Source organism: Vibrio sp. RE86, from assembly GCF_013114545.1.
In the GTDB taxonomy this organism is placed as follows: Bacteria; Pseudomonadota; Gammaproteobacteria; order Enterobacterales; family Vibrionaceae; genus Vibrio.
The window spans coordinates 344,758-369,460 of sequence record NZ_VTXI01000002.1; the positions used below are offsets into that span (position 1 = coordinate 344,758).

The following is a 24,703-nucleotide window of genomic DNA, read 5'->3' on the forward strand; positions in this document are numbered from 1 at the left end:
AACGTGAGTGTTAATCGCTTTTGCACATGGGGCTAGTACCCCAAACGCTGCACTGAATTAAAGGAATACCATAATGACATTCACGATTTGGCTCTCGCTTTTCACCATTTGTATTTTAGGCGCTATGTCTCCTGGCCCAAGCTTGGCGATGGTGGCAAAACACAGCTTGGCTGGTGGCCGATTAAATGGCCTCGCGGCGGCATGGGCTCATGCTATTGGTATTGGTATCTATGCTTTTATCACTTTGATTGGTTTGGCGGTTGTCTTACAACAGTCACCTTTTCTTTTTAAGTCGATCAGCTATGCAGGTGCCGCTTATTTAGCTTACTTGGGCTATAACGCATTGCGCTCAAAAGGGGGAGTGGCTGCGCGTTTAGAGTCGGGAGAACACACCAGTGTTTGGCAATCAGCAAAAGAAGGTTTTCTTATCTCTTTGCTTAGCCCGAAAATTGCGCTGTTCTTCATCGCTTTGTTCAGTCAGTTTGTTGCGGTGGGTGACAGTGTCACAGCTAAGGGGCTTATTGTGCTTACTCCGCTAATTGTGGATGGCCTATGGTATACGCTGATTACATTTTTACTTTCTAGCCCACGAATAATTGATAGAATTCGTTCTAAAGCGCAGCTGATTGATCGACTGTCTGGCGCTGTACTCATTTTACTTGCTGTCCGTGTTGTACTCACCGTATAACAAGTGATTACTTGATTAATCATCGGGCGACACTAGGGAGAAAATAATAATGATAAAGTTGGCCGTAATAGGAACAAACTGGATTACCGATCAGTTTATTGAAGCAGCGTTACAAACCGGGGAATATCAGTTAACGGGTGTCTACTCTCGCTCACTTGAGAGTGCTCAATCTTTCGCAGAAAAATATGAGTCTCCAACACTGTTTACTGATTTAGAAGACTTAGGCAAATCACCATTGGTCGATGTAGTTTACATTGCGAGCCCAAACAGTTTTCACGGCCCTCAAGCTATTCAAATGATGGAACTGGGCAAGCACGTGGTTGCCGAAAAACCAATGGCATCAAGTTATGCGTTGGCGCAGCAGATGTTTGATGTGGCTGAGAAAAATGGCGTGTTGTTGTTTGAAGCGTTCATGTCGGCGCACATTCCTAACTTCAAACGTATGAAGTCGTCGATGGCAACGCTAGGCAACATTCGTAAAGCCTTGATTACCTACTGCCAGTACTCTTCTCGCTACCCAAAGTATCTTGCAGGAGAGAACCCAAATACGTTTAATCCGGCTTTTGCAAATGGCTCAATCATGGATATTGGGTTCTATTGTTTAAGCTCTGCGGTAGAGCTGTTTGGGGAACCGAAATCTGTTCATGCAGAAGCACAATTGTTAGATTCTGGCGTTGATGGCAGTGGTAGCGTAACGTTAAACTACGATGGCTTTGAAGTGGTATTGCAGCACTCTAAAACCAGCAACTCTTATTTGCCAAGTGAAATTCAAGGCGAGGAAGGGGCGTTACTTATGGATATGATCTCGACGGCTAAGAAGCTGACCAAGTTTACTCGTGGCAGTGACTTAGGCGTTGATATCAGTGTGAAGCAAGAAGCCAATCCAATGTACTATGAAGCGCTTGAATTTGCTCAGCAGTTCAAGAGCCAGACAATGAACCCAGACTGCACTCAGCGCTCGCTGATTGTGGCAAAACTACTTGAAGAAATTCGACGTCAAACCGGGGTAAAGTTCCCAACAGACAGTGATTTCTCAACAAAATAACAGAGAGAAGCAGATGCAAGCGGAAGTAAAGTGGATCGATAACTTTAAATTTTTAGGTCATTCTCAGTCGGGTCATTCAATTGTAATGGATGGCAATGGTGGAGCGACCGCGCCGAGTCCGATGGAAATGGTGTTGATGGCAGCCGGCGGGTGTAGCTCTGTCGACGTTGTTGATGGCCTAAAAGAGGCGGGTCAAGCCGTTGCAGAATGTACGGCAAAACTGACGACAGAACGCCGCGAGAAAGCGCCGCGTATTTTCACTCAAATCAATATTCATTTTGAAGTGTCTGGCGATAACCTCGATCCTGAGATCGTAGCAAAAGTCGCGGCAGACTCTTTAGAAAAGTACTGCTCAGTATGCTTAATGCTTGGTGAAGGCATTGAGATGACGCACAGTTGGGAAATTGTGTGAGCTAAATAAACAGCGTTAAGAGCCGAGCACGCTGCTCGGCTTTTTTATATGAGTAAAACAGAATGATAAACAGTAGCCACAAATTTACCTTAGCAGGCGTCACGGCGATTCTACTTTGGAGTAGCGTCATGGGGTTTGCTCGCGCGGTAACAGAAATGCTTGGTCCGATTGGTGGGGCTGCCTCCATCTATACCGTTGCTTCTCTGTTTCTGATCTTAGTGATGGGCGTGCCTAAATGGCGTAACTACTCGTTAAGGTACGTACTGATTGGTGGCGGTTTATTTGTTGCGTATGAGATCTGCTTAGCTTTAGCGTTAGCTATGGCAAACACAAGACAACAAGCGGTTGAAATGTTGGTCATTAACTACCTTTGGCCTGCCTTGACGGTCTTGCTGGCGGTGCTGACGAGTGGGAAAAAGACCAGCTTGCTAGTTTACCCAAGTATTGCATTGGCGTTCTTTGGTGTTGCGTGGAGCATTACTGGTGAACAAGGTTTGTCTGTTGCTCAGATTGCGGCAAATATTGCGACCAACCCAGTCACGTACGCAATGGCTTTTGTCGGTGCATTTCTATGGGCAATTTACTGTAACCTAACCAAGCGTATCTCGAATGGCCAGAACGCTATCACCCTGTTTTTCATCATGACGGCGGTGACACTTTGGATTAAATACGCCATCAGCGATGAGACAGGCATGACACTCAACCTAGAGTCGGGCGGTTTGTTGTTGATCTCTGGGATCGCCATGGGCAGTGGTTATGCGCTTTGGAACTACGCCATTATTGGTGGCAACATGTTGCTATTGGCGACGCTGTCCTATTTTACGCCCGTTTTGTCGACGATAATCTCTTCGATGATATTAGGCTTAGTCCTAACGCAGAGCTTTGTTCAAGGCGTGGTAATGGTGACGGTTGGATCCTTGATGTGCTGGTGGGTGACACGCGATAAAGCTTAAGGTCAACAGACCCTAGTCTTACCAGCGTATTTCGATAGGCGTTCCGACTTTAACGAGCTGTAAAAGTTCATCCATCTCTTGATTGCTGATCGCAATGCATCCATCTGTCCAGTCAAAGCTTTGAATGTATTTGGCTGGACGCCTTTCCCCATTTTTTAAACCGTGGATCTTAATGTTGCCGCCAGGGTTGAGGTTGCGTTTATCCGCGTAAGCAAGATCGCTTTTATTGGGGTAACTGATGTGAATTGAACGATAGAACTCCGAATCATCCAGTACAAAATCTAGATAGTAACGTCCTTCAGGGGTTCTTTGATCTCCCTCTTGCATTTTATGTCCCTTTGGCTGTGCTCCTAGCGCAATTCGAAACTCTTTGACTATCTCATTATTATCAATCAGATACATACGACGTTTGGATTTATCCACTTTAACTAAGTCGACATTTGCCCAAGCCGGACTGCACAGTATTGTCGTGATGAATAGTAGCCATCGAGTCAAAGATAAATCCTTCCAAGTCTAAACGAATGTAAGTCACCAATAGAGTGACTTTCAACCAAGTTGGTCATTATAGCGTTACTTAGCGTGTTGCAAAATATGGAAACAACATCATACAAAATGTAGCAGGTATCATATATGGACACATTGACGATGGTGATTTGCGAGTCACTTAACAAGCGATTGTAAATACATTTGATTGCATACGGTTAACTGGTAGTTTTTTAATCGCTTTATACTATAAACCGACTCAGGCTAGGGACATGTTCTCACGACTCTTACTCAAAGATATTCTCTCAGCAAGGAACCAACGTTTTCTTGCTAATGCGCTATTTCAGTATCTGGATGATCTGATAGAGCCTGAGCACGTCGGTATTTTTATTCAGCCTAAATCGACGGTGCCTAATGATTTTCTTTTTAGACATGGTGAGCCGGCCTCATTGAGTCAGTATCCTGAAACGTTTTGGACTTGGGCATCCCAGTTTGATACCTCAGACAGTTTGATTCCATTGGCATTGAATACGTGCCAATGGCAATACACCGACGCGATGGCCCAAGATAGCTACATCTTTATGCTGGATAATCATCCTGAAGCGCGTACTTACCTGATCATCGAGAACATACAAGCTGCACAGCTCAATGAGCTTAACGAGAAAAATCATCTAGACGGTCTACAGATTATTGCATCACGTTGGCAATGCGTCAGAGCAGAAACAGAGGCGGCAAAAGAGTTTAAGCAAAGAGACATCAAAGAAGCGAAGTATCTGGATGTGATTAAGCAGCGAGAGCTCTTTATCGACAACATGAAGCTAGTACAAGAAGCGGCGGTGGATATTTCTAACCCGAGCAACCTTGATGAGCTTTATCGAATGGCGGTAGAGGTGATTCGTGACAAGCTGTGCTTTGACCGCGCGATATTTATGCTGCTTGATATAAAAAAACGCTGCTTTAGTGGCACATATGGCACCAACGAAGAGGGGAAGACCGTCAGTGAGCATCACACCCAGTATGACCTTCATCAGTTAGAAGAAGCTTATATTGATGCTTTGTTTGAAGGTAAAGAGAATCTCATTATTGTAGAGGATGCGCCGTTATATACTGCCGGTGATGTTGTCGGCCAAGGTTGGAATGGCATGTTAATCCTTCGTGATGGTGACGAGATCATTGGTTGGATTGCAATGGACAACTACATCAATCGTGTCCCCATTACGACTTATCAACGTCAGATGCTTGAGTCATTTGGTTCACTTCTCTCTCAAATCTACATCCGTAAGCGTCAAGAACAGAATGTACGAATGCTGCATACCAGTATGGTTGAACTGTCACGTTGTATGACAGTCAGTGAGGTGTGTAAATCGGCGGTGACCTTTGCCATTAATCGACTTGGAATAGACCGTTTTGCTGTGTTTCTCACCGATACTGAATGTACCCATATGCAAGGAACGTGGGGAACCGATATCCAAGGCAATGTAGTCGACGAATCCTACTATCGATCGGAGACGGTTAACCGTTCGATCGTCAATGCTGCAAGGGTTAACCCTAATCAAGTCGTGTTTGAAGAATCGGTACCTATTTATCATGATTTCCACATAGTTGGTTTTGGCTGGACGGCGATGACGATGCTAGTTAACAACAGTGGCGAACCCATCGCGTTTATTGCCGCTGATAACCTCATCAAACGTTCTCCTTTGACTCACCAGTTACGTGAAGTGATTCGTATGTTTGCTTCCAACTTAACCGAAGTGTTATTGAGAACACGCGCACAGGAGGCTGTTCACGAGCTCAATAACAACCTAGAGAAAGAGGTTAAGGTTAGAACTCGTGAGCTACAGAAAGCCAATGAACAGCTCGAAACCATGTCAAAGATGGATCCGCTAACCCGTCTTGGTAATCGACGCATGCTAGAAGCATTGCTTGAAGACATCTGCTTCGACGCAAAAGACGAAACGCATTACTACGGCTTGATTCTCGTCGATATTGATCACTTTGGTTTGTATAACAATCACTATGGTCACATGCAGGGTGACATAGCGTTAATGCGATTAGGCAGCGTTCTGGCGCGTCATACGCAAGGGAACGACGAAGTGTTTTGCCGTATAGGTGGTGAGGAGTTCGCGTTACTGGTATCGAGCAAAAAACCAGAGAAGATCTCAACGCTGTCAGAGAGTATTCGTAAAAGTATTGAAGATGAAAGTATCGCTCACGATCAGAGCTCTGTTAAGCCGTACCTCACAGTGTCAGTCGGCTATTCGATGATGGAGTTAAAGCAAAGTGAATTCAGCTTCGACAAACTCTATAGCCACGCGGACAAAGCGCTCTATCAAGCTAAAGATAAGGGACGTAACCAAGTCATCGGAACGTTTAGCTTACTAGAAGAGGTAGAGTAGTCCGTCAGGGCTAGCGAATAGAGCGAACACACGTCGACATTAGTCAAATGGCCGTTAAGTATTGGATTGATATGGCGTTTGAAAAGCGAAAGTGACAAAATTTCAGGCTCGCGAACGAGCCTGAAACTTTAGGATTAGGTTGACCAGCTATACCACTCAGAAGAGAGCGTTTTCACTGACTGATTAACCAGTGTTAAAGCGCGAGATTCCACCACGAAGTTTCTCTGTGTGCCGCCTTTGTTTACGTTGTATGTATCGCCATACATATCTTCGTTGTGGTCCATCATTGAGAACATAGAATGACACCACGCATAGATAACCACTTTGCCTTGCCCAGTTTTACCTATGGTTGCGGTTTTGAGCTTTTCTGTCGTGTTGAAATTAGCGACATCGAGCACTTCTACTTTTGAACCAAACTGTTTGGCGGCTTTGACGTCATCGAGATAGAACTGTCTTTCCATCACATACTTTTGGTTGAACTGACCAGTACTTGCGTCGACCGCTTGACCTGCTTGTGTACCGTGTCGGCCAGAGAACACCACGTAACCACCACCGTGATTCAGGTGTTTTACGAGTGTTGGCCAAGAAGAGTTACCCGTTTGAGTAACAGAAAGATAAAGATCCCCTACTTTTACCCAAGGGCAGGTTGTCCATGGATCATCAGGGCTTGAAAGTATGTGATCTTCCATGAGCTTTAGTGGACTTCGTTGATCATTACGAGGCACTACTTCAAACATTACCGTCTCCTATCGGTGAGTATTCTTGAGTATCATTACACATTATGTGCGAGTTACAAAAATGTAAATATAACTCAGTTATTTATAAAATAGGTAGTGCAAAAAGACGTATTAGAAAAGAATGTTGTATCTAAGATACGAGCAAGGTCATAGTTAAATAGTTTAGTAATGCATGAGGGCTCTAATGACACGGTTTGACTATAACTGCCCGCTTGTTAATCTCAATCGCCTTAACGGGTTGGCGCAAAATGGTAAATGAACTTTTGGGAAATCCTTATACTCTCTCGCAATCCCTAGTCTCCCTTAGTTCATAAGTCGTAACTGTTTGAATATAGTATGGATGTCTACTACTTTGTAGTTGAGGTTTCTCGTTACCGAATATCTAACGTTTGGGAATGAAGAACCCTGTAGGGATACCGTGATTATGTAAGGAACAGTCAGTTGAATAGTAACGACAATCTAGAAAAAATTATCTCCAAAGCGTTCACTACGTCTTTGATCCGTTTTTCCACCATTGCGTTCATCGTTTTTGTATGTGGCTGGACGTTCTTACCATTCGTACCTTTATTGCTGTGGGCTATGGTGCTCGCTATCGCTTTATATCCAGTGCGTTTGTTCATTGAAAATAAAACAGGATGGAGCTCGACTCGCAGCTCAACCCTAATTGCAGTTACTGGCGTTCTTTTGCTTGGTGTACCCACAGCGATGATTGCCAACTCGTTCACGTCGAGCGTCCTCGATGCTTATGATGTTTATCAGTCGGGTTCATTCAGCATTCCAAAGCCAGTTGAAGGGGTTCAGGAGTGGCCTCTTATTGGCAGTAACTTATATGAATCATGGCGAGATGCTTACCAAGACTTTTCTGGGTTTATTGAAGATAAGCAACCTGAGATCAAGGGATTACTCACTTGGTTTGTCGATGCAGCAAGCGGCGCAGCGAAAAGTGTCTTCTTGCTGATCGGCGCCATTATTGTTGCGGGAATTATGTTGGCATGGGCTCAGCCTGCTGCGAAATCAATGCGACAGATCTTTATCCGTTTTTCAGACGTTGAACGTGGCCCCGAGCTACATACTTTGACTACCGCAACGATTAGACAAGTCGCTATCGGCATCATAGGTATCGCCTTTTTAACGGCCATGGTTTTTGGCATCGTGGTGAGTTTAGCGGGTGTCCCTGCTGCGCCTTTGCTAACGGTCATTGCGCTGATATTTGCGATATGTCAGATTCCGGTTACGCTTATCGCCATCTTAGCATCCGTATTGTTGTGGTCTGGGGAAGACACATCAACAGTGCATAATACGATCTTTACGATCCTGCTGATTGCCGCAAGTTTGACAGATAACTTCCTAAAACCACTAGTCCTAGGGCGAGGACTTGATGTTCCTATGCCTGTCGTATTGATTGGTGCGATTGGCGGTATGATGTCAGGCGGTATCCTTGGTATGTTCATTGGTGCGGCATTCCTAGCGGCGGGCTATCAAGTATTCATGGCTTGGGTTGACGCGGAAAGCCTGACTGAAAAAGCCGTTAAGCAGCACATTGAGCAAGAAAAAGAGTCTTAGTGTTTTTGACTCTTCGTTAGAAAAACGAAAGCCCACTTCATTGAAAGTGGGCTTTTTGCTTGAGCTGGAGAGCAAGTAGTTAAAGCTTTGGTAAATCTTCTTTATTGGATTTTTTCGAGCGTACTGACTTTTCGCCTTGTTTTATAAGTTTAATCAGCTTCTCTGGTGTCCATGTGATCGGATTAGCGGCGTATTGGCTCTCATTCATCCTAGATTGTTCCTCTAAGATAGAGACTCGTACTTCTGGCTCTATTTGCTCGTGTCTATTTAACCAGCGGCTAATCAATAGGTTGGCGAGCACTTTGTCCTCTGACTTTAACGCTTGCTTAATCGCCTCAAACTCACTAGATGCTTCTACTGCCTGCTGTATAGCTGGTGGCTTTGCTCGTCTGCTTAGGATCAGCATCACCAAAGTTGCTAACCACAATAGGGCGAATAGGGCGGTTAGGTATGGCCAAATACCACGATCGTAGACCGTAATGGTTTGAGCCGTTGGCGTCGCTGCAATCGTTGCCGTCATTGCTTCCGTTGTGATTGAGTTACCTGCAGCAACGTCGAGAGTTAGACCCGCTAACGTGCTTGTTTGCGCGACCTTGTTACGGCTATTCCACCATTGAAACTCAATATCATTGAGGTCAACTAGACCTTGCTGCTGGGCGATGATGACCTGTTTCAACGTCATACGAGTTGTCCCGTTGGCTAGCGTTTGGAAATGAGGCTTTTCCTGATAAACCCTCACGCTTTCTGGATACTGTATGTTCAGATCGGGAATGTGTTCCGCGGCTAGCCCACTAATATCGACCGTGATTTCACGTGAGATTGAATCGCCCACTTTCGCAGAAAAGGTTTTGCTAGAATCAATGGTGTTTCCATCTGAGTCTGACCAACGTTGCTCAAGAGTCAGGTTTTCAGCGGGTAGCCAATGGCCTTGATAGTTCGCTGGAATTGGCAATACGGTGACTGAGAAGATGTTAGCAGGCGTATTGGCGGATACTAACTTAGTCGTACCTGTTCGGTTGTCGCCGTACACGACGCTACCTGCGAATCCAATTCCTGTTAGTGTGAATTCCCCCGCTTGTTTTGCTGTGATTCGGTAGCTTTGATCGACCACGGTGACCTCAACGCCATCCAGCACGCTTTGATACTGATTGGGTTCACCAAGCGCTTCTAGTGTTATCGCACCTTGCTCGCCTTGTGTGAGCGTTGGGGGAGTGATGTTGGCATTTTGCAGGCGTCTTGGGTCGGCTTTCACAATCAATCGAGTGGCTAGTGTCGCACTTTCATTTGGGTATAACTCGGTACGACTCATTGTACTTTGCACTTCTACAAGATCATTGACCAAAGGTTCGTTGTTATCTTGCGAGACAGTGATTTTTATTGGCTTTGAGCTGACTCCATCAATTGTGAAAGCCGGTATTGTCGCAACACCTAGCCTCTGTGCTGCTAACGATATATTCCACTCACTTCGGTTGGAACGGTCACCGTTGATGATGTTGATAGAGCTACCAAAGCTGGGTCTGCCCATGTAGAAGTCTTGTTCTAACGGGGTGAAATCGAGTGAACTTGAATCGACTTTTTTATCGACGACAATGCGAAGCTGAAATACCTCATTTTTAACCACTTTATTCTTATTGACGGTGACTTGAATATTGGTCGCAAAGGCAGCGGAACTGTGCAATGCAATAAGCAGTGCGAAGAAGCTGGCAATATAGAGCGAGAGTGATTTCTTCATTACCATTTTTTACCTGTGTCTTGTGGTGGTTGTTTCTGTTGTGCTTGGAGGATCATTTGCGCTCGGATCAGACGACTCGGATCTCGGGCGCTCTCCACCTGTTGCAACTTACGAAGCTCAGGGTCGATAGGTTGTTGATTGCTTTGTTGAGCCAGCGAGCTATCTGATTCATTTTCGGTCTCACCTGAGTCTTCTTCTGTGGCCTGAGTTTGTGATTGCTCACCTTGGTTTTGGTCATCTTGGCGATCTTGCGGTTGTTCTGAACTCGATTGTTGTTCTTGCTCTTTTGGCGTCCCTTGTTGTTCAGAATCCTTGGATTGCGATTCTGGAGAAGGTGATGCCTGTTGGCTGGATTCGTCTTCCGAAGCGGAGCGAGATTGCTCGCCTTGCTGATTCTGTTCTGACGATGCGTTCTGTTGACCTTGTTGTTGGTCGGACTGAGAGTCACCTTGCTGTTGCTGTTGCTGTTGCTGTTGCTGTTGCTGTTTTGCTTGTTCTACAACGTCAAGATTGTATTTCGCATCTTGATGATTAGGGTCTTTTTGCAGGACTTGCTTATAAGTCTCAATAGCTTTGTCGAATTCGCCACTTTGTGCGTAAGCATTTGCAAGGTTGTATTGCGCGTTGATATCTTTACTACCCTGAAGTGATTCAATCGCTCCCTTATAATCCTTAGCCTGATACTGAGCCGCTCCTTTCCAAAGTGGATCGTCGAACAGTTCAGCGGCTTCGTTGTACTTTTGGGTTTGATACAGAGCGTGAGCTTGTTGGTCGTTGGTTTTCCATGGGCTTGCATAAGCGTCTTGTGGGAGTGCCAATGGTAACGTCAACACAATGATGCCCAGTAGTACGCCTCTCCTAAACATGAACAGTGCCGGAACAATCAAAAGCGGTATTAGCCAAAAACCTTGGTTCACTCGCTCAGAGATCTTTTCTTTCGAGGTTGGGTTTGTGTCGTCTACTTGGTTTGTCAGCTCGATAATTCGTTCAACATCGCTGTTTGTAATTTGAATAGGAATGAACTGTCCGCCGACGTTAGAGCTTAGAGCACGCATATTGTCGAAGTTGGATTTAGCGACAACTGGTTGTCCGTTGTCGTGGGTAAGCAATTTTCCATCGTTGAGTTGAATAGGCGCACCAGAACGAGAGCCCACCCCAAGAACCGTTAAGCGCCATTGTGTGCCTTTCAGTAGTGACTCAACATCACTGCGCTCTGCATTGTCGATATCATCAGCGATGAGCACAATATCTCCCTTCGCCAGCCCTGAATTGGTCATCATTTCAATTGCTAACTCGATGCCTTTACTCGCATCTGCACCAGGGTAGGGCATGAGTTCAGGAGAAAGGTTAGGGATGAGGTTGTTGATCGTCTGGCTATCTGACGTCATAGGGCTAATTTGATAAGCATCACCGGCGTATGCGACTAACCCAGCTGAACCCTCATTCCAACCTGAAACGATATCCATGGCTTTATAGCGCGCTTGTGTAAGTCGATTTGGCTTAATGTCATTTGCATAGAGTGACATCGACATATCCATAACGAGTACACGAGCACTGTTATTGGCGTAGCTTGGACGTTCCTGTTCACTGAAACTTGGGCCCGAAAGTGCGAATATAGTAATAACGCCGCAGATCGCGATCAAACGCATTATGCTCGGTCGATGGTGCGCGGTGTGTGTTCCCATGATTTTAGCGAGATGAGGCGCGATAAGGCTTTGGCTTTTGTTGCGTTGACTTAGCCAATAGACAAGCGCGCCCCAAGGGAGTAGCCCGATTAACCAGTACGGGTAGAGGAAAAGAAAACTAGACATGGTTCCTCCGTAGGATGATCAGCGCGATGAGAGAGAAAAACGCAACGGAGAGTGGCAGACCAAACCATTCCGTCTGTGGTCGCCAGGTCTGTGTTGCTTGGCTGATGGGTTCAAGGCTATTGATGGTGTCATAGATGGTCGCAAGCTCATCAGCATTTCGCGCTCGAAAGTATTGGCCTCCGGTGAGATCTGCAATCTTCATCAGTGTTTTCTCATCCAGATCTTGGGCAGTGTTTACTTTGCGAGTCATAAAAAACTCTTTAACCATCATTTCACCCGCACCAACGCCGATGGTGTAAATAGTTGCATTGTATTTCTTAGCGATTTGCGCGGCCTCGATGGGGTCGAGCACGCCAGAGGTGTTGCTGCCATCACTGAGTAACACCATCACCCTTTGTGGCGCTTCACTGTCGATAAAGGTTTTGGTCGCAAGGCCGATGCCTTCACCGATTGCGGTTTTATCACCAATCAGACGCAGGACGAGTGCATTGACTTGATCTGCGATGGTTTCTCTATCGAGTGTTAACGGGGTTTGCAGATAGGCATGATCGGCAAACAGGACAACCCCAAGACGATCACCCTTACGTTGCAGTGCGAATTCGCTGACCACATCCTTAACAGCGGTCAGTCGGTCGATATACTCATCATTGTGCTTCATGTCTTCCTGACTCATCGAATAAGAGAGGTCAAGAACCAACATTAAATCACGGTGTTTAGGCTGAGTGGTAACAGGATCCCCGTACCAAACTGGGCGCGCGGCTGCACATAGAAGAGCGATCCAGATTAAGCCAGCCAGTAGCTTACTTAAACCATTTCTTGGGGCGACACGCGACGTAGATTTAGGTAAGTAAGGCAGGTGGATAAGGGCTGCTTGTTTTGCTGCAGGTGCTAGAAAATAGATCAAGAGCGGCAGCGGTGATAACAGCCACATCCACCACCAGACAAAACTGATGTTATCCACGAATGGCTTTCCTTCTTTTTGGTGGCAGTGCGTTTTCAATCCAGTCTCGGCAGTGGTCGATTAACTGCTCGCTTTCCGCTACCGGTTGCTTGCTGTAAAGTGCTTGCTGCCATACATCGAAGTTTTCACTGAAGTGGCGGTTTTCGGTTTGCGCATCTAAAAACTGGTACCACTCTTTTCCAGTCAGTTGTGCGATTTCTTCTCGCGGAAAATAGCAAAGTGCCGCTTGTCGAACGAGTTCAATCGCCTCTGACGGTCTATTATCATTCGCCAACATACGCAGTGCGGTCTTTTTGGGTGCCAAGCGGCGCTTTTTCCAGCGCATGAAGAATAAGGCTAGTAGGGCGCACAATAAAACAGAAGCAATGATTGCCCACCATCCCCACGACAATGGTAGCCAAGAAGGCGCTTCAGGAAGATTTAATGGGTTAAGTGGAAGAGTTGAAGCCTGAGTCTCGTTGCTCATTATTAGAATCCGTGTAACTGTTGAGAGAGAGCGATGCCACTGGAAAGTGATGAAAAGCTAATGCCATTTTTGAGCGCAAACTGCTTAAGGTTGCTCTGGTGTTGGTCAAAAGCGTTTTCAATCCCTTGTCGTGTCTTTGCCGAAGAAAAGTCCAACCAACGGGTATCGTGTTTATTGGACACTTGTTCCGTTCCCCGATATGAAGTCTGCCCCTGCTCTAAGGGGTCGATAACTTGAACCATTCGGACACGATTGTGTTGGCTAAGGCGGCTGAGTTTAATCTCATCTGAGGCGTTAAGGCGAGTGAAGTCACTCAATAAGATGATCTCGCTCCCTTTTGGGCATAGGCGATGCAGGGCTTGTAAGCTCAAACTGAGTTCGTTGACCGTTTGCTTCGGTGCGGACAGTTGTTCTTTATGGCAGCTCACCATGCTTTGCATCAACGCTAATGCTCCCTTGTTGCGTGAAGTGGGTTTGAGTTCAACGAGCTGATCTCCGGTATCAATCACGGCGCCAATACGGTCTTGTTGGGTGACGCTCAACCACGCAATCAAACTTGCCATATGCGCGGCTTGAACCGACTTCAACAGTAGCTGAGAGCCGAAAAACATACTCGATGACAAGTCCACATAAAGAATAACAGGGCGCTCACGCTCCTCGGAAAACAGCTTAGTATGAGGTTTTCCTGTACGTGCGGTGACTCGCCAATCAATGGCCCGAATATCATCACCCGCTTGGTACTGACGAACTTCGCTGAAATCCATACCTCGACCAAGCTGCCTGCTTTGATGTTGCCCCAACATTTGAGACCACAGACTTTTCGCTGGTGGCAGCCACTTAACGCATTGTTGTTTGTAGTAAACCAACTCTTCCAAGTTTAGGTCCACACCATCAGCAAAGGGCGGTAAAACGTTATCCATCTTGGTGACCTTACGCGCTGCCAACAAGAGAAAGCAGTTTATTGATCACTTGATTTGGGTGCACGCCTTCGGCTTGAGCATGATAGCTAAGGAGTAGACGGTGACGAAGTACCGGGAAGGCCATTGCTTGCACATCTTCTGGCGAAACATAATCTCGTTCGTTTAGCCATGCATGAGCACGAGCGCATCGGTCTAGAGCGATAGTGGCACGTGGGCTCACTCCCATTTCTAACCACTGGGCTAAACTCTCGTCATATTGCTTTGGCTGGCGAGTCGCCATCACTAAACGAATAATATATTGCTCGATACTTTCAGCCATATGAACGTCTAGCACCTCTTGTCTCGCCGCAAAAATGTCCGTTTGACTGAGCGTTGGAGGAGTGACTTTGTTTTCGCCTTTAGCTTCGCCACGGTTGAGACGTAGAATCTCTAGTTCACTTTCTGCACTTGGGTAATCGACATCAAGATGAATCAAAAAGCGGTCAAGTTGAGCTTCAGGAAGTGGGTAGGTACCCTCTTGCTCAATTGGGTTTTGCGTTGCCATGACTAAGAAAAGGTCGGGTAGAGCGTAGGTTTTACGGCCGGCGGTTATCTGCTTTTCGGCCATGGCTTCAAGCATTGCGGCTTGTACTTTTGCAGGCGCTCGGTTGATCTCATCGGCTAAAACCAATGAGTTAAAGATTGGTCCAGATTGAAAGGTAAATTCACCGGTTTCTGGGCGGAAGATATCAGTGCCTGTTAAATCGGCTGGAAGCAAATCAGGGGTGAACTGAATGCGATGAAAATCGCCTTCAATGCAATCTGCCAGGGATTTAACAGCACGAGTCTTAGCAAGCCCTGGAGGACCTTCAACCAAGATATGACCATCTGCGAGCAAGGCAATAAGTAACTGATTCACCAATTCGCTCTGGCCAATAACTTGGCTATTTAGGTAATCGCGTAGGTGTTGAAGAGCGTGTGAATTCATGAGCGTATTTCTCCTATTTTTCACTTAGTTCCCTGTCGGCGTAAAAAGTTCCGTATCTGGTAACTTGATTGTACTAAGTGATGAAAAGCTAGCCAAAGGCAATAAGCACTTGCCTTTCAATTGGTTAAGAAATGGGGACGAAAAACGTGAACACAATACTGAGTCGACGAAAAGTAAGTTCTCAAAAAAAATCATTTTGGAGCGTTAATTGAGTAAAGTATTTAACGTGTTTACCGATATAATTCATGGACTGGATAGGTATTCAATACGGATGAACCGCAGTGATATGCACTGTGTTACCGACCATTACATTTTCTATCACACATTGCTTGAAAAGGCAGAAAAATGAAACTGAATTCAATCAGCATAAAACAAAAAGTTGTCGCTGGTATTACCTTTGCGGTGCTTGCGTCAACAATTATTGTTGGAGTTATGGCTCAACGACAAGCGCGAGATGTACTAGAACATAGACTTGTTGATATTGAACTGCCTTTGATGCTCGAGCAGATCAACAACCAAATTGACCGAGATGTTAGCCAGCTTCAATCTGCTGCTCATCAACTTGCTAACAATGAGTTTATTAAGCAAGCGATTAATACCACGGATATTGATCCTCAAGCAGAACGACAACTGGTCAAGGAGTTAAACAATATCCGTAGCCAGTATGGTTTGAACGATGCGTCAGTTGCAAACCGCAACACTGCTTACTACTGGAATCAAAATGGTTTCTTGCGTCAATTAAACCAACAACAAGATGGCTGGTTCTTTGGCTTCACGCAATCAGGAAAAGCGACATCTGTCAGTATTTTCCAAGAGGCGAACGGCGATGTAAAAATGTTTACCAACTATCAGATGACAAACGGTCATACGATGTCAGGTTTGTCTAAGTCGATGGATGATATGGTCTCAATGTTGAATGGCTTCAGCATTCAAGAGACGGGTTTCGTTTTTCTTGCTGACGCCAAAGGTGATATTCAGATCCACCGTGAATCAAACAAAGCTAACTCAACACTGTCTCGCTTGTATGGCTCAGAAGCTTCTAGCCTGTTGAACAAAGGGAGTTTCAACTTGATTGAGGCAGACTATGAAGGTCAGCGTGTTTTTGTTGCCAGCACATACGTTAAAACGATGGACTGGTTTGTTGTCGGTGTTGTGCCTGTTGATGAAGTGTTTGCTGACTTAAACGCAGTCGCAAAGCAAATGATGATCACGACAATCGTTGTTGCGGCGCTGTTCATTGTCATGGGTATTTTCCTAGCTAACAGCATTGCTAGCCCAATTCGTGCCATTGCGACTCGCTTTACCGCTCTGGGTAAAGGGGATGGGGATTTATCTCAACGTATTGAAGTGAAGGGCAACGATGAAATTGGTCAGCTGTCTGAAGGCTTTAATGGGTTTATTGAGAAGATCCACGAGTCGATGAAAGAGGTTGCTTCAACCAGTAGTGCACTGCAAGTTGCCGCTGACGGCGTGTCGAACAAAGCGCATACGACTCATGACAATAGCCAGATTCAGCGCGACCAGACCATTCAAGTGGTTACGGCGATCAACCAAATGGGTGCGACGATCAGTGAGATCGCGACTAACGCTGCAACGGCGGCGCAAACCGCTTCTGAAGCAACGGACAATACTCAGGTTGGTCAAGAGGTTGTGAACAAAGCGAAAGATGCGATCAGCCGCTTAGCAATGGATATTGAAAATACGGGTCAAGTGGTTGAGCAACTGGCTTCTACAACACAAGACATTGGTTCGATTCTTGGCGTTATTCGTGACATCTCTGAGCAGACCAACCTACTGGCACTAAACGCAGCGATTGAAGCGGCGCGTGCGGGTGAGCAAGGTCGTGGTTTTGCTGTGGTTGCTGATGAGGTACGTAATCTTGCAAGCCGCACCGCTGACTCAACTGAAGAGATCCAAAAGATGATCAACCAGCTGCAAAGTGATGCTAAAGATGCAGTAACCGCAATGGCGGCAGGTAAATCAGTGACAGGTGAAGGGGTGTCTGCTTCTGATGAAGCGGTTGAAGTATTGATCAATATTTCAAATCGTATTGTGGATATTTCTGACCGTAACACACAAGTGGCAACGGCAACGGAAGAGCAGTCTACGGTTGTGCATACCATCAACCAAAACATTGAAGAGATCAATGCGGTGAATGAAGTGACGACAGGAACAGCTGAAGAGCTTGCTGCGGCAAGTGCAGAGCTAAAAGAGCTTTCTGTCCGTCTTGATCGCATGGTGGGCAGCTTCAAGCTCTAACAAGGCAGAGACTGGAATAACTGGGCTTAAATCGGTAAACTTAGTCCCAGTTATTATTTAAAAGGTAAGTGAGATCATGAGTGATTTCGAAAAAGAACTAGAGCAGATGTCACAAGAGATGGGCGATGAGCCTGAAGTGGCACTACCCTCTCTAGAAGAGCAGCAAGCGATCGCTGCAGAGCTGAAAAAGCTAGAAGCAGAAGGCAAACTAACACCAGAAGTGTTAGAGCAGTACTTTGGCAAATTCTACGCGAAAACCGATGCGCCAATTCACTAAGCTCGACCAATAATGACCAAAAGCCGCTGATTGCGGCTTTTTTAATATCTGCAAAAATCAGCTCAAAAGGTCAACAGACCCTAATGACTTGATTCTTAAAGTTCAATGCGCCATTCTGGAGCCAAACTATTCCACCAAGATTTAACTGACAGTTATGTTTATTGTTTATCGACTACTCAAACTCGCGATTATTTGTGCGGTATTTTTCTCAATTTATGATTTTATTGCGTTTGGCGAACTGACATGGCCCGCTCGTTTTATCGCAGCGCTAGGTTTGTAAGTTTCATCCTCAAAGTTAATCACCCAGCACAACTCGATTCCGGCCTGTGTTTTTTGCACAATACAGGGCTTTATCGGCCCGCTCGATCAGTGACTCCCAATGCTCACTCTGTTTTAACGCACTTACTCCAAAGCTAGCGGTACAACGCTCTTTGTGGGTGGGTAGGAGTGAGCTTCTTTCTATCACATCTTTAATTTTCTCTGCGATGACGGTTGCTTGTGAAGCGTCGGTTTCTGGAAGCACGACTAAGAATTCTTCGCCACCATAGCGGAATGAAAAATCATTGTTGAATGTTTCGACTTTCAAGATCCTACCAATCTCTCGTAGAACCTGATCGCCAACCTGGTGTCCATAACGGTCATTAATCTGCTTGAAGTAATCAATATCTACGAGCAAAACAGAAAGCGGATGGTTAAAACGAAAAGCCCGTGTCACCTCTTTTGGGACAAACTCTTCGAGTGCGCGACGGTTATACAACTTGGTGAGTTCATCTTTTAAAGAAGTGTCATATATGGTGGCGACTAACCTTCCAGCTAACATCCAAGTGACTGCCAATCCGATAAAAATAATCATGATCATAAGGCTAACAAAGGCCAATTGGTGAACCCAACTGGCGATCATAAAGTCTTGAATCGTATGCTCGAAAGGGAGTTGTACGACGCGAAATAAGGCGTAAATTGCATAAACTAATATGCCGCTTGAAAGCAGTATTTTAGATGGAGCAATGTCTTCTTCGCGGCCTTTGATATTGGCGTAAAACGTAAGCAGGCCCAGGCAGGATGTATAAAGCCCGATGATGGTGATTCGAGCGTGAGTGGATACAGAAAAGTAAGTGAAATAGGTTAAGCCGATAATCACAAGAGGTAACGTGTAATAGCCATAATTCGCTAACGTTGCTGGGTAGCCTCTAAGTTGGCAAACACCGTGTAAAATTAGAGTAAAGCTAAACGCTATCAGGGAGTTCGCCAGAATTTTAGATAGCCACAGGGTCGTACTGTTTCCGTAGCTGAGAAGAAGAAATCCTAAACCAAGCATGAACAGCGAAAGGGATATCAGGTTAATTCCCTTAATATTGGGTTGCAGCTTTTGGATTAAGGCTAATCCGATGCAATAGGTAAAGGAGAGTAGTACGCACACTACTGAAAGGGTCGAAATATCTAATTCTATTCGCATAAGTACCCTCACCAACGACTATAGCGTTAGTTTAGCTCAAATTTTTACTTATGGATGAAGCGAAAAAAAGCCACCTAATTTAGGTGGCTCTTTGCATTTAAGTTTGAATGGTCAGTGATTACTTAACTGTCCAAGTGATGTTTTCACCGGCACGAATTGGTACGACCACATCACCGCCAAATGGCATGGTTTCAGCGACAGGCCACTCTTCTTTTGTGAGTGTCACAGTGTCTGTGTTGCGTGGAATACCGTAGAAATCTGGGCCATTGTGGCTTGCAAATGACTCTAGGTTTTCCAGTTTGCCTTCTTGCTCGAATACTTCAGTGTATAGCTCTAGTGCTGCGTGAGCTGTGTATGAACCTGCACAGCCACAAGCGGCTTCTTTCATGCCTTTGGCGTGCGGTGCTGAGTCCGTACCCAAGAAGAACTTCTTGCTGCCGCTTGTTGCTGCTTCAATCAATGCTTGCTGGTGAGTACCACGCTTTAGAATTGGAAGGCAGTAGAAGTGAGGCTTAATACCGCCCACAAGCATGTGGTTGCGGTTGTAAAGTAGGTGGTGAGCAGTAATCGTCGCTGCAACGTTCTCGTTAGCGTTCTTTACGAAGCTAGCTGCATCTGCTGTTGTGATGTGCTCAAGAACAATCTTAAGGTTCGGGAAATCGTTGACGATTGGAGCAAGAACCGTCTCTAGGAACTCTTTCTCACGGTCGAAAATATCAACGTCGTGCGTTGTTACTTCACCGTGTACTAGCAGCAACATGCCCACTTCTTCCATCGCTTCAAGCACGTGGTAGATGTTTTTAGCGGACGTTACACCAGAGTCTGAGTTTGTTGTTGCACCCGCTGGGTAAAGTTTTGCTGCTACGACTGCACCAGACTCTTTCGCTTTACGAATTTCTTCAGGCGTTGTGTTGTCTGTTAGGTATAGCGCCATCAGAGGCTCGAACTGCTCACTTGGCTTTTCTGCCATGATGCGCTCACGGTACGCCAGTGCCATTTCAGTATTGGTAACAGGTGGGATTGTGTTTGGCATGATTAGCGCGCGACCATTGTAGCGGCTAATGTCTCGAACGGTATCCTTTAGCACTTCGCCATCGCGTAGGTGAACGTGCCAGTCGTCAGGACGTGTGATCGTAAGTGTTGTCATTTTTGCTCCCACCATATTTTAGGTTGTCTGATTGGAGCCTAAACGCAGCGAAAACTGGGTAAGCAAACGCTTACGTTTAGGCGACAGGATGATAGAGCAATACGCCCAGTATTTCATCCTATTTTTTAGTGAGAGTCTTTGGTTGCCTATTTACTAGGCAAAACAAGCATTACTTGAGTGTTAACCACAATGCGTGGATAGATCCTGGTAGGAAGAAGAAAATCGTTAACACTAGATTAATGAGAAAATCTTTGCCCATGCCTTTATCGATGAAAACAGCAAGTGGCGGGATGAAGATACACAGCAAGATCATGATTAACTTATTCATATTAACTCCTTGTATGACAGTTTCCTGATGAATGATTTTTAACACATCCATTATCGAGGGGTTGAGCAGAAAGTCCATGACAGATTGATGTTAGGGGACGATGTTCAGCTAATTCCGACAGTTTCGCTAATAAAATCAGCTTTTTGAGAAGATACTGCAGGGATTACATAGCAGATTAGGGAAATGTAGGGACGACACTATTGTGATGTTAGGTATAATGTGAAGCACTATAATTACACGCAGCTTAGGATTAGCAATGTCAGCCTCAACTCTCTCTCAAATCAATGTATTTCCTGTAAAATCGGTCGGTGGTATCTCCCTTTCTTCCGCATGGGTTGAAAAACAAGGGTTGATGTTCGACCGACGCTTCATGCTTGCACTTTCCGATGGCGCGATGGTGACCGCACGTAAATACCCTCAGATGGTATTGGTCAAATCTAGCTTATCTCCTGACGGAGTGATTTTCTCTGCCAAAGGCTTCCCATCTCTACGTATTCGCTACCAAGACTTCAAAATGCAAGAAGCACCAGCGCAGGTTTGGAAAGACAATTTCACCGCCTACACCACCACAGATGAAGCGGACGATTGGTTTAGCCAAGTATTAGGACAGAGAGTTGAGCTGCTGTTTAGTGGCGAACAATCTAACCGAGTTCGTGAAAAGCTGGGTCACAACGTAAGCTTTGCGGACGGTTACCCAATGTTGGTGATCAGCGAAGCGTCTCTAGAAGAGCTAAACCGCCGAAGCCCTGAAAATCACTCTATGGATCAGTTCAGAACTAACTTTGTGGTGTCCGGCACTGAACCTTTTGAGGAAGACAGCTGGAAGCGCATTCGTATCGGAGAAGTCGAGTTTGTCGCCGTGAAACCGTGTGAGCGATGTGTATTGACCACAGTTGATGTGAACAAAGGCAAGTTTAGAGCCAGCAAAGAACCACTCAATACGCTGTCTAAGTTCCGAGCAAACGAACGAGGCGGGGTCTTCTTTGGGCAAAACCTTGTCGCTGTGAACGAGGGTGTGGTGAATCAATACGACCCAATTGAAGTTCTAGAGTACAAAGAGAAAGAGTTTTACCCAGACAATGGCTCGCCAATGTTGACGATGACCTGTGTTGAACGTGAAGAAATCGCGCGCGACTTCGTAACGTTTTGGCTAGAGCCTCAACACGGTGATACGCCTGCTTATCTGCCGGGGCAACATCTACCAATCACGATTGAGGCTGATGGTGAGACCATCGCGCGACGTTACACGCTCTCTTCGAGCCCATCACGACCTGGGCGTTTGGCGATTTCGGTAAAACGTATTGATGGTGGCCGAGTGTCGAATTGGCTGGCGGACAATCTTAATATCGGTGATAGCTTAGTGTGTGAGCAACCTGATGGCAGCTTCCATTTAGGCGATAAGCATGATCAACCCTTACTGCTCCTATCCGCTGGTAGTGGTGTGACTCCGATGCTCTCTATGCTGCGTTATCTAGCAGACCATGATCAGGTTAAAGATGTGGTGTTCTACCATCAATGTAGCTCGGTTGAGGACATTCCATGCCAAGAAGAGTTGGATACGTTACGTAAACAGTACTCAGGCTTGACGGTATTAATTTCCTTGTCTCAGGCACCGTCAGATTGGTTCGGCTTAAAAGGGCGTTTAACGTTAGCTCACCTAAAACAAATCAAAGACTTAAACCAACGACAAGCGTTCGTTTGTGGCCCTGATGGCTTTATGCAGAAAGCAAAGAACTTGCTACTTAAAGTAGGATTGGCTGAAGAGGCCTATCATCAAGAAGCGTTCGGTGTTAGCCAAGTTGCCCAAAAAGCGCTTAAAACAGTAACGGTAAGCGTCAATGGACATGTCTTTAGTGGTGATAATCAAAAAACACTGCTAGAGCAAGCGGAAGATGCAGGCGCGCCAATTGCGAACAGTTGCCGAGCAGGGCTGTGCGGTGCATGTAAGGTGACGGTAGAGTCCGGCAAGGTACATCAACCAGACGTACCTGCATTGCAAGAACATGAACGCAATATGGGTGTTGTACTGGCTTGTTGTTGTGTACCTGAAACCGATGTAGAAGTGGTTTCCTAAACACGTTTTTATGTAATCTAGGCTGTTAGTTAACAAGAAGCGCACTGAATTTTTAGTGCGCTTTTTTGTATCTCGCGACAAGGTTATTGAATCGCGCTTTGATTGCGACCTTGACCTTTGGCGTCATACAGCGCTTGGTCAACACGTCGATACATATCCATGAAATCACAGTCTTTTTCTAACCGTTCGGTGACGCCACATGAGATGGAAAAGGAAGGGGCAACCTCTTTAAATGAGAGCGATTGAAACGCAATTCTAAAACGTTCAGCAATATCGAAAGCAGCACGAGTCGTCGTGTTGTTGAGAACGACGAGAAATTCCTCTCCACCGACCCGGCCACAGCAGTCGGTTGGCCTCATGTTCGCACGAATGATATCGGCAAGTTCTACAATGACGCGATCGCCAAAATCGTGACCGTAATTATCATTGATGCTTTTAAAGTTATCGATATCAATGAGAATACAAGCAAGGGGTTGATGCATTTTTTGCGAGTGTCGATAAGCGTCTAGGAAATACTCCCAAAGCTTGCGGCGGTTGCACAGTTTCGTCAGTTCGTCTGTACTAGCTTGTACTGCGAGTTTATCCCTCATACTCACCATGTCAGTGATGTCGGTAGATACACCAATTAAGCCAATGACTTGGTTGGTTAGGCTGCTAATGATGGGTTTCTTGATTGCTCGATAAATGCGCACTTTTCCATCGGGAATGGCTTTGGTACGCTCTTCATTGACGACAGAACCTCCCGTTGAGTAAACGGTATTATCGCTTTCAAGAATGTCGTGTATTAGCTCAGCTTCGAAAAAGTCATAATCGGTTTTGCCAATCAAATCTTCCAACGTGGTATTAAATAATTCTAACGTCAGTTGATTGGCGTACAGGTATTCTCCTTTGCGATTTTTAACAAATACGAAAGAGCCTAGCTCATTGAGTACCGCTTCATGAAGCGTGAAATGGTCCTGATTGTATATGTCTTCGATGCGCTCCAATTCAATCATAAGATCTCCTGACGAAAGTGAGATCTAGCCAACCGACGTTGCCTTTGAGTATTTATATTAGAGTGTTTTGATCAGCTTTAGTGCAACGCCTTTCTTATATAAACATATACCTAATTTATTGGATGTGTTAAGCCTGCTCGACGTTTTCAAGTGGAATTGTGCTCTTACGCTTAAATTTGAGCTGAGAAAGGATAACGCCGCTAATCACGAGAAGCCCGCCCATAAGATGGTAACTATGAATTTCTTCACCAAGTAAGCTCGCAGCAAGAGTAATCGCTACAACCGGCATTAAGTTCATGAACATTGCGCTTGAATCTGCACCAATCAGGTCGATCGCTTTTACCCACATCCACGGTGCTGCGATTGACGCCGCAATACCGGCATAAGCTATAAGTGGCAGTGATGCTTTACTTGGTATGAGCTGGTCGCTTGTCAAGCATAAAGGTGTGAGCATGATTAATGCCAGCAACCCTTGCATATACACCATAGTCCAATTGGAGAGTGGCATTTTCCAACGCTTAAGCAGAACGCAGTACGCGGCGTAGCAAATAGAAGCGATCACCATAATACCATCGCCTGGAGTAATGTCTTGGTGCAGGAAGAAAGCGACATCGCCCTTACCGAGCATAAAAGCAAGGCCTGATAATGCGATAACAGCACCAACAATACTCAGTGGAGAGATACGTTTAGCCAGAATTGGCACGCTCATGAAAATAGCAATCAGAGGGACCAAAGAGGTGATCATGGCCATATTAGACGCTGTGGTCGTTAGACCTGCGTAGTATGAGAGAGACTGATTGAGCACCATGCCTAGCATTGCCAAGAAAGTGAGTTTCGCAAGGTATGGGCGTATGGTCTGCCAGCGTTTAATTACTTTAGGTAAACAAAAAGGCGTCAAAATGACGATGGCTAGAAACCAGCGGTAGAAGCTCATTGCGCTAGGTTCAATACTTTCCGCGGCCATTTTATTAACGATAGCGTTACCGCCCCAGATAAAGACCGTCAGTAGTGGAAGTAGATAGACCATGTGAACACC

At 45.7% G+C, this 24,703-nt stretch carries 22 protein-coding genes; 9 read left to right on the top strand and 13 right to left on the bottom strand.

Annotation, left to right across the window (positions count from 1 at the left end; translation table 11 throughout):
- Window positions 1-73 precede the first annotated feature (73 nt).
- From F0231_RS03760 to yddG, 4 genes are all read left to right on the top strand, one after another.
- Window positions 74-688: a LysE family translocator gene (locus F0231_RS03760; protein WP_171758367.1), complete on the top strand. Its 615-nt coding sequence runs from the start codon at window positions 74-76 to the stop codon at window positions 686-688.
- A gap of 49 nt (window positions 689-737) precedes the next feature.
- The gene (locus F0231_RS03765) at window positions 738-1,733 is read left to right on the top strand and encodes a Gfo/Idh/MocA family protein (protein WP_171758368.1); all 996 of its coding nucleotides are present in this window, start codon (window positions 738-740) and stop codon (window positions 1,731-1,733) included.
- Between the two features lie 13 nt (window positions 1,734-1,746).
- The gene (locus F0231_RS03770; RefSeq protein ID WP_171758369.1) at window positions 1,747-2,145 is read left to right on the top strand and encodes an OsmC family protein; all 399 of its coding nucleotides are present in this window, start codon (window positions 1,747-1,749) and stop codon (window positions 2,143-2,145) included.
- Window positions 2,146-2,210: 65 nt separating this feature from the next.
- Window positions 2,211-3,098, top strand: a complete 888-nt coding sequence (gene yddG, locus F0231_RS03775) for an aromatic amino acid DMT transporter YddG (protein ID WP_367613458.1) — start codon at window positions 2,211-2,213, stop codon at window positions 3,096-3,098.
- A gap of 18 nt (window positions 3,099-3,116) precedes the next feature.
- Here yddG and F0231_RS03780 read toward each other — a convergent pair whose 3' ends face one another.
- Window positions 3,117-3,593: a murein L,D-transpeptidase family protein gene (locus tag F0231_RS03780; RefSeq protein ID WP_171758371.1), complete on the bottom strand. Its 477-nt coding sequence runs from the start codon at window positions 3,591-3,593 to the stop codon at window positions 3,117-3,119.
- Window positions 3,594-3,853: 260 nt separating this feature from the next.
- Here F0231_RS03780 and F0231_RS03785 point away from each other — a divergent pair, with 260 nt between their 5' ends.
- Window positions 3,854-5,977 (top strand): GGDEF domain-containing protein, encoded by a 2,124-nt coding sequence (locus F0231_RS03785; protein ID WP_171758372.1) that lies wholly within the window; start codon window positions 3,854-3,856, stop codon window positions 5,975-5,977.
- 134 nt (window positions 5,978-6,111) lie between these two features.
- Here F0231_RS03785 and F0231_RS03790 read toward each other — a convergent pair whose 3' ends face one another.
- Window positions 6,112-6,714: a hypothetical protein gene (locus F0231_RS03790; RefSeq protein WP_171758373.1), complete on the bottom strand. Its 603-nt coding sequence runs from the start codon at window positions 6,712-6,714 to the stop codon at window positions 6,112-6,114.
- A gap of 441 nt (window positions 6,715-7,155) precedes the next feature.
- Between F0231_RS03790 and F0231_RS03795 the strand changes: the two genes are divergently transcribed.
- A complete protein-coding gene (locus tag F0231_RS03795) occupies window positions 7,156-8,277 on the top strand; it encodes an AI-2E family transporter (protein WP_171758374.1) in 1,122 nt (373 codons plus the stop codon).
- A 79-nt stretch (window positions 8,278-8,356) separates the two neighbouring features.
- Here F0231_RS03795 and F0231_RS03800 read toward each other — a convergent pair whose 3' ends face one another.
- From F0231_RS03800 to F0231_RS03825, 6 genes are read right to left on the bottom strand one after another with little or no spacing between them, the layout of a single operon-like run.
- Entirely contained in the window at window positions 8,357-10,009 is a 1,653-nt protein-coding gene (locus tag F0231_RS03800; RefSeq protein ID WP_171758375.1) for a BatD family protein, read from the bottom strand.
- Entirely contained in the window at window positions 10,009-11,820 is a 1,812-nt protein-coding gene (locus F0231_RS03805) for a VWA domain-containing protein (protein WP_171758376.1), read from the bottom strand. Before F0231_RS03805 ends, F0231_RS03800 begins: the two co-directional genes overlap by 1 nt.
- Window positions 11,813-12,781, bottom strand: coding sequence for a VWA domain-containing protein (locus F0231_RS03810; protein ID WP_171758377.1), 969 nt, complete (start codon window positions 12,779-12,781; stop codon window positions 11,813-11,815). Before F0231_RS03810 ends, F0231_RS03805 begins: the two co-directional genes overlap by 8 nt.
- Window positions 12,774-13,247, bottom strand: a complete 474-nt coding sequence (locus F0231_RS03815) for a DUF4381 domain-containing protein (RefSeq protein ID WP_171758378.1) — start codon at window positions 13,245-13,247, stop codon at window positions 12,774-12,776. Before F0231_RS03815 ends, F0231_RS03810 begins: the two co-directional genes overlap by 8 nt.
- Window positions 13,248-13,249: 2 nt before the next feature.
- Window positions 13,250-14,167: a DUF58 domain-containing protein gene (locus tag F0231_RS03820; RefSeq protein WP_171758379.1), complete on the bottom strand. Its 918-nt coding sequence runs from the start codon at window positions 14,165-14,167 to the stop codon at window positions 13,250-13,252.
- A 10-nt stretch (window positions 14,168-14,177) separates the two neighbouring features.
- Complete coding sequence (locus F0231_RS03825) at window positions 14,178-15,134, bottom strand: MoxR family ATPase (RefSeq protein WP_171758380.1); 957 nt, start codon at window positions 15,132-15,134, stop codon at window positions 14,178-14,180.
- Window positions 15,135-15,479: 345 nt separating this feature from the next.
- Here F0231_RS03825 and F0231_RS03830 point away from each other — a divergent pair, with 345 nt between their 5' ends.
- Together F0231_RS03830 and F0231_RS03835 are read left to right on the top strand one after the other, a co-directional pair.
- Entirely contained in the window at window positions 15,480-17,393 is a 1,914-nt protein-coding gene (locus F0231_RS03830) for a methyl-accepting chemotaxis protein (RefSeq protein WP_171758381.1), read from the top strand.
- Window positions 17,394-17,469: 76 nt separating this feature from the next.
- Window positions 17,470-17,670 (top strand): restriction endonuclease subunit S, encoded by a 201-nt coding sequence (locus tag F0231_RS03835; protein ID WP_171758382.1) that lies wholly within the window; start codon window positions 17,470-17,472, stop codon window positions 17,668-17,670.
- Window positions 17,671-17,965: 295 nt separating this feature from the next.
- Here F0231_RS03835 and F0231_RS03840 read toward each other — a convergent pair whose 3' ends face one another.
- The 3 genes from F0231_RS03840 to F0231_RS03850 form a co-directional block, all read right to left on the bottom strand.
- A complete protein-coding gene (locus F0231_RS03840) occupies window positions 17,966-19,123 on the bottom strand; it encodes a GGDEF domain-containing protein (RefSeq protein WP_171758383.1) in 1,158 nt (385 codons plus the stop codon).
- 118 nt (window positions 19,124-19,241) lie between these two features.
- The gene (gene pyrC, locus F0231_RS03845) at window positions 19,242-20,270 is read right to left on the bottom strand and encodes a dihydroorotase (RefSeq protein ID WP_171758384.1); all 1,029 of its coding nucleotides are present in this window, start codon (window positions 20,268-20,270) and stop codon (window positions 19,242-19,244) included.
- Window positions 20,271-20,439: 169 nt separating this feature from the next.
- Window positions 20,440-20,598 carry a YqaE/Pmp3 family membrane protein gene (locus F0231_RS03850; protein WP_171758385.1) on the bottom strand — a complete coding sequence of 53 codons (159 nt, stop codon included), beginning with the start codon at window positions 20,596-20,598 and terminating at the stop codon, window positions 20,440-20,442.
- 256 nt (window positions 20,599-20,854) lie between these two features.
- Here F0231_RS03850 and F0231_RS03855 point away from each other — a divergent pair, with 256 nt between their 5' ends.
- A complete protein-coding gene (locus tag F0231_RS03855) occupies window positions 20,855-22,672 on the top strand; it encodes a hybrid-cluster NAD(P)-dependent oxidoreductase (protein ID WP_171758386.1) in 1,818 nt (605 codons plus the stop codon).
- Between the two features lie 83 nt (window positions 22,673-22,755).
- On the opposite strand, the gene F0231_RS03860 is transcribed toward F0231_RS03855, so the two are convergent.
- A complete protein-coding gene (locus tag F0231_RS03860; protein ID WP_171758387.1) occupies window positions 22,756-23,667 on the bottom strand; it encodes a GGDEF domain-containing protein in 912 nt (303 codons plus the stop codon).
- A gap of 127 nt (window positions 23,668-23,794) precedes the next feature.
- The gene (locus F0231_RS03865) at window positions 23,795-24,694 is read right to left on the bottom strand and encodes a DMT family transporter (protein WP_171758388.1); all 900 of its coding nucleotides are present in this window, start codon (window positions 24,692-24,694) and stop codon (window positions 23,795-23,797) included.
- Between the last annotated feature and the right edge of the window lie 9 nt (window positions 24,695-24,703).

What these genes read in the sequence shown, in the direction of transcription:
- F0231_RS03760 (WP_171758367.1), top strand. Translation starts at nt 74, where the DNA reads ATGACATTCACGATTTGGCTCTCGCTTTTCACCATTTGTATTTTAGGC.
- F0231_RS03765 (WP_171758368.1), top strand. Translation starts at nt 738, where the DNA reads ATGATAAAGTTGGCCGTAATAGGAACAAACTGGATTACCGATCAGTTT.
- F0231_RS03770 (WP_171758369.1), top strand. Translation starts at nt 1,747, where the DNA reads ATGCAAGCGGAAGTAAAGTGGATCGATAACTTTAAATTTTTAGGTCAT.
- F0231_RS03785 (WP_171758372.1), top strand. Translation starts at nt 3,854, where the DNA reads ATGTTCTCACGACTCTTACTCAAAGATATTCTCTCAGCAAGGAACCAA.
- F0231_RS03790 (WP_171758373.1), bottom strand. Translation starts at nt 6,714, where the DNA reads ATGTTTGAAGTAGTGCCTCGTAATGATCAACGAAGTCCACTAAAGCTC.
- F0231_RS03800 (WP_171758375.1), bottom strand. Translation starts at nt 10,009, where the DNA reads ATGAAGAAATCACTCTCGCTCTATATTGCCAGCTTCTTCGCACTGCTT.
- F0231_RS03805 (WP_171758376.1), bottom strand. Translation starts at nt 11,820, where the DNA reads ATGTCTAGTTTTCTTTTCCTCTACCCGTACTGGTTAATCGGGCTACTC.
- F0231_RS03815 (WP_171758378.1), bottom strand. Translation starts at nt 13,247, where the DNA reads ATGAGCAACGAGACTCAGGCTTCAACTCTTCCACTTAACCCATTAAAT.
- F0231_RS03820 (WP_171758379.1), bottom strand. Translation starts at nt 14,167, where the DNA reads ATGGATAACGTTTTACCGCCCTTTGCTGATGGTGTGGACCTAAACTTG.
- F0231_RS03825 (WP_171758380.1), bottom strand. Translation starts at nt 15,134, where the DNA reads ATGAATTCACACGCTCTTCAACACCTACGCGATTACCTAAATAGCCAA.
- F0231_RS03830 (WP_171758381.1), top strand. Translation starts at nt 15,480, where the DNA reads ATGAAACTGAATTCAATCAGCATAAAACAAAAAGTTGTCGCTGGTATT.
- F0231_RS03835 (WP_171758382.1), top strand. Translation starts at nt 17,470, where the DNA reads ATGAGTGATTTCGAAAAAGAACTAGAGCAGATGTCACAAGAGATGGGC.
- F0231_RS03840 (WP_171758383.1), bottom strand. Translation starts at nt 19,123, where the DNA reads ATGCGAATAGAATTAGATATTTCGACCCTTTCAGTAGTGTGCGTACTA.
- pyrC (WP_171758384.1), bottom strand. Translation starts at nt 20,270, where the DNA reads ATGACAACACTTACGATCACACGTCCTGACGACTGGCACGTTCACCTA.
- F0231_RS03850 (WP_171758385.1), bottom strand. Translation starts at nt 20,598, where the DNA reads ATGAATAAGTTAATCATGATCTTGCTGTGTATCTTCATCCCGCCACTT.
- F0231_RS03855 (WP_171758386.1), top strand. Translation starts at nt 20,855, where the DNA reads ATGTCAGCCTCAACTCTCTCTCAAATCAATGTATTTCCTGTAAAATCG.
- F0231_RS03860 (WP_171758387.1), bottom strand. Translation starts at nt 23,667, where the DNA reads ATGATTGAATTGGAGCGCATCGAAGACATATACAATCAGGACCATTTC.
- F0231_RS03865 (WP_171758388.1), bottom strand. Translation starts at nt 24,694, where the DNA reads ATGGTCTATCTACTTCCACTACTGACGGTCTTTATCTGGGGCGGTAAC.